At 65.8% G+C, this 3,639-nt stretch carries 6 protein-coding genes; 5 read left to right on the forward strand and 1 reads right to left on the reverse strand.

Going from position 1 to position 3,639, the window contains the following annotated elements; all coding sequences use genetic code 11:
- The first annotated feature begins 236 nt into the window (after nt 1-236).
- The 3 genes from AC07DW_RS33715 to AC07DW_RS33725 all read left to right on the forward strand — a co-directional run bounded on the left by AC07DW_RS33715 (nt 237) and on the right by AC07DW_RS33725 (nt 1,490).
- On the forward strand, nt 237-497 hold the full coding sequence (locus AC07DW_RS33715) for a type II toxin-antitoxin system Phd/YefM family antitoxin (RefSeq protein ID WP_478861420.1): 261 nt from the start codon (nt 237-239) through the stop codon (nt 495-497).
- On the forward strand, nt 494-742 hold the full coding sequence (locus AC07DW_RS33720; protein ID WP_478861421.1) for a type II toxin-antitoxin system RelE family toxin: 249 nt from the start codon (nt 494-496) through the stop codon (nt 740-742). Before AC07DW_RS33715 ends, AC07DW_RS33720 begins: the two co-directional genes overlap by 4 nt.
- 322 nt (nt 743-1,064) lie before the next feature.
- The gene (locus AC07DW_RS33725; RefSeq protein ID WP_478861422.1) at nt 1,065-1,490 is read left to right on the forward strand and encodes a hypothetical protein; all 426 of its coding nucleotides are present in this window, start codon (nt 1,065-1,067) and stop codon (nt 1,488-1,490) included.
- A 345-nt stretch (nt 1,491-1,835) separates the two neighbouring features.
- Here the strand turns inward: AC07DW_RS33725 and AC07DW_RS33730 are convergent, their stop codons facing one another.
- A complete protein-coding gene (locus AC07DW_RS33730; RefSeq protein ID WP_478861423.1) occupies nt 1,836-2,480 on the reverse strand; it encodes a protein-L-isoaspartate O-methyltransferase family protein in 645 nt (214 codons plus the stop codon).
- Nucleotides 2,481-2,854: 374 nt separating this feature from the next.
- Here AC07DW_RS33730 and AC07DW_RS33735 point away from each other — a divergent pair, with 374 nt between their 5' ends.
- Both AC07DW_RS33735 and AC07DW_RS33740 read left to right on the forward strand, forming a co-directional pair.
- On the forward strand, nt 2,855-3,103 hold the full coding sequence (locus tag AC07DW_RS33735; RefSeq protein ID WP_478861424.1) for a transposase family protein: 249 nt from the start codon (nt 2,855-2,857) through the stop codon (nt 3,101-3,103).
- 255 nt (nt 3,104-3,358) lie between these two features.
- The coding region (locus AC07DW_RS33740; RefSeq protein ID WP_478861425.1) for a hypothetical protein at nt 3,359-3,639 on the forward strand (281 nt) is incomplete at its 3' end.

Raw genomic sequence — 3,639 nt, forward strand, 5'->3', positions numbered from 1 at the left:
TACGCAAGCGCCCGCCCCCGCGGCTCCGACCTGGCGAAACGCGACGCGAACCGGGCATGCAACCCCGCCAGCACCCCGTCCCACTCCTCAACCAGCCCCACCCCCAAGCTCAGCCATACCCCAACTCAACCACAAACAAGTGAGATTGCAGTACTAGCTAGCCCTAGCTAGACGTGCCTTCAACCGCCGTCCTGGCACTACAGACCAGTTGTGTCATGTAGTGGTATGTTGTCTAGATGACGGAGATTGCGATCAGTGCTGCTCGTTCTCAGCTTGGTGACCTTGTCCGGCGTGCTGCCCATGGGCGGGAGAGGATCGCACTGACCGATCACGGGCACGTCGCTGCGGTGGTGGTCTCGCCGCAGGTCCTGGAAGACTACGAGGACTCCTTGGCCATCCTCCAGTTCGAACTGCGCCAGGCGCGGGGAGATGTGCACGGTCGTAGGACGCTGGATGAGGCGCGCGCCGAGCTGTTCGGTGAGGGAAGGACTGCGTGAGGTACAGCGTCGAGGTGGAGCCGGCCGCACTCAACGCCGCCGCCCTCTTCCTCAAGGATGACCCGGTAGGCCTGAAGAATGTCCTGGACGCTCCCGACGCTCTCGCCGACAACCCCCGACCCGCCGACAGTACGGCCCTTGGCACCTACCGCCGCCTACGCATCGGCCCCTACCGCGCCCTCTACACGATCGAGGACGACACCGTCCGCGTGATCGTCCTCCACCTAGGACGCACCGCATCCTGACCACACGGTGTCTCCATGATCGACTCTGCTGCGCTATTGGCCTGCGGGGACCGGGGGCTTCCGGGATGATCGTTCCCGCGGTCGCTTTTCTGTCGTGCGGCTGCAGGGGGGTGGTGTGGTGTCGTTACAGGTCAAAGGGTTGCCGGAGATTTCTGCGCAGACGGCGGCGGTGGCCCGGGCCGCGTTCCCGAAGGGCACGACGGCGATGCGGGGCGGTTGGGCGAGGTGTTCGCGGACGACGAGCCGTTCGTGGACACATTCGGCAAGCGAGGAGCTCCGGGGCTGTCACCGGCAGATAGGTGCGCTAGCGGACCATTGGGAGGTGACCGCGCCCCGCGTGTACCGAAAGATCCTTGAGCGTCAGAATGAAATCAAGATGATAGACCTTGCAAACTCACAAGGGCCGGTGTCCAATTCCGATTGGGGCTTCGCTGATGGAGTAACCGCAGCATCGCTCCTCAAGAAACAGGCGGAGGATCTGAAACAATTTAAGCTGCAACAGCTCGATACGCTGGGGCGCCAGGAACTTTCCTCTACCGCTGAGCAGTGGGGCGATCACCTAAGGGCCCAGTATAATCATTTCGAGAACCGCAGGTATTTTGTACGCCCAAAGCGCTGTGACCACCCTAATGACAATAAGGTGATCGGCAGGGTGAAGCGTAATGTCGATAATCTCCGCCAGACTGTGGACGGCGCGTACGGGCCGGGGAGTTACGATTGGGCCACTTCCTGGCTGTATAAGAATTGATCCCTGCGCTGAATCCCTCGTGTGGACATGCGCGGGAACCAGCTGCCGGAACTCCAGCTGGGCGTTGACCTCGATCCGTCACCGGTGGGGCATGTGTGAGGTCGGCGAGAGCCCGGACGTGGTGTACTTGCACGTTGCCCTTGCTTCCGCAGATCTCGCAGGTGTCCGCCAGGAGTGCTGCTCACCCGCATCACCGGGTAGCGGCCAGTGGTGATGCTCTCGCCGTCGGCCTTCTGCGCGGTGGCCCACAGGTCGGCGTTGTCGGGGGTGGGTGGATAGTCGTCTCCGTGGCGGGTGGTCATGAAGTCGGCGGGTTCGGAGGCGACTTTGCCGGTGGCGCCGCCGTCAGTGGTCTTGTCCGCAACGATGATCAGCCCTGTCCGCGACAGGGTGGTCACCATTCGGCCGCCCGGGGGTGAGCGCCTTGAGCCAGGAGGCGGGGATGGCTGATACGGAGACGGTGGAGATGATGCGGTCGTAGGTGCCGGGTAGCTTGCCGGTCACGTCGCAGACCTCCAGCCGGGGCTGGTGGCCCGCCGCGTCCAGGCGGTCCCGCGCCGCCTGGATCAGATACGGGTCCACGTCCACGCTCGTGACGAGCTCGTCGCCGAGGCGCTGGCATGCGAGGGCCGCGTATCCGCTGCCGCAGGTCATCAGGATGCTGGAGTCGTCGGAGATGAAGGCGTGCTGGTACATCTTCACGACCAGCGAGGGCAGCGTGGCCGACGAGGTGGGCCGCGTCTCGGGGACCACGGTGCCGGGAGCGGCGTGGTCCGCGTGGTGGGGGCCGACGCGGGTGATCACGCTGAGGCTGTTGTCGTAGGCACTGGTCATCCATGCGTCGGGGTCGCTGGCCCCGTCGCGCAGCTCGTAGGCCCACGTCCCGTCCTGCTTGCTCGGCATCCACCATCGGGGCAGGAAAAGGTGCCGGGGCGTGAGGGCCAGGGGCCGGTGCCAGCGGGACTCGGGTCGTACGGTCTTGTCTGCCATCTGGGCGGCGTGGTCGACCCAGCCTGCTGGTGTCCGGTCCATGAGCAGGACCCCCTTCAGAGAAGCGTGGGCACGCCGGCTGCGGGCGTGGCCGTCACCGCGGGTACGTAGCCCTTGGGGTTGCAGGGGTCGTTCTTGCCGGGGTCGCAGGAGTCGGAGTCGGAGGGTGGCAGTCGGGGTTGCAGGCCGTCGGGTCGGTCTTCCGGGGAACGCTTGCGCTTGCCTGGGCCCACTGGGCGCTGGACAGAATCGATTCCAGGTCCGCGTTCAGGGCGCTGCCGGCGGTCAGGAACCGCCCGATCTCGCATACCGCCACATCGCCGGTCGGCAGGACTGTGGCCCTCTGGTCCCCGCATCGCCCGCACAGTTGGGAGGTGGACGGCAGCGCGGTGCCCGCGGCGTTGCCCACAGCCCGCACCTTCCCCCCGATCAAGCGCCGTCCGAAGGCGGAACTCCGTGACAAGCACAAGGCCTCGAACAAGGTCCACGCTGCACTGCGTGCTCCCGTTGAGCGGACCATCTCCCGGACCAAGCACTGGCGGATCTTCCGGCATGCCCGGATCAGCCCGAACAGACTCACGTCAGCAGCTGCCGCGATCCTCACCCTCATGATCCACACGTGAAAAGGGCTCAAGGAACACGCCGACGACGGGCGCGTATGGCTGCTTTCCCTACAGTGTCCCAGTCTCAGTGGTGGCCATTTGGTGGGTGCCTGCCGTGCGGAGGGGCGGGTTGACTTGCTGAGCCACATTTGTGTCTTCCGCCGTTCCGCCGTCTCTCACCGAGGTTGTTCTATGTCGCCCTCTCTGCCTGTCGGAGCTGGTTTGGTCGCGGAGCGGGGTGTTGGTGGGGTTTTGCGGTGGTGTGGGTTGCGCCGGGTGGCTTTGGTGACGGCGGTGGTGATGGGGGTGTCGGCGGTTCCGGTGGTGTCGGCGGTGGCTGCCGATGTGCCGGGCGGGGTGCCGGCGCCGGTGTCGGGTTCGGTGCCGCTGGGTGATGCGGCCGCAGGTGCGCTGGATGAGCGGACGGGTCTGTGGCGGATGAGTCTGCCGCTGGTGACGCTGGGGGGGCGTGGGGGTCTGGATGCGTCGGTTTCTTTGTCGTATGACCAGCAGCTGGCGGCGGCGGGGGTGGACCGGCATGGTCTGGGTGCGGGGAT

This window comes from Streptomyces sp. NPDC045701 (assembly GCF_056432045.1).